The sequence below is a fragment of the Psychrobacter sp. W2-37-MNA-CIBAN-0211 genome, from assembly GCF_040309405.1.
Classification (GTDB): Bacteria; Pseudomonadota; Gammaproteobacteria; order Pseudomonadales; family Moraxellaceae; genus Psychrobacter; species Psychrobacter glaciei.
The window spans coordinates 1-254 of record NZ_JBEOOU010000388.1; the positions used below are offsets into that span (position 1 = coordinate 1).

A 254-nucleotide genomic window follows, 5' to 3' on the forward strand; every position below is an offset into this window, starting at 1 on the left:
GTATCAACTAGGTTATTACTGCATATTTGCTTTTGAGTAAGCGAGCTAATGGCTATAAAGTCTTTTCGTTTGAGCTCATCTATTAAGGGATGAGCTTTTTCAAAACCTCTTGGCGGGCGTTTTAGCGATTCTCCTGACATTTCAAATATAGATTTAAATTGCTCATCATAAATTGCTTTTTTATAGCTATTTGGGTTTTCGTCTATGCAGGTTCTAATTGCATTAAGCGCCTTTGATTCTGGTCGCCAAATACC

Annotated in this window: 1 protein-coding gene; it reads right to left on the minus strand. The window is 36.6% G+C overall.

Annotation, left to right across the window (positions count from 1 at the left end; translation table 11 throughout):
* On the minus strand, positions 1 to 254 hold a 254-nt coding region (locus tag AAEY72_RS15605; protein WP_352311530.1), incomplete at both ends, for a DUF2461 family protein.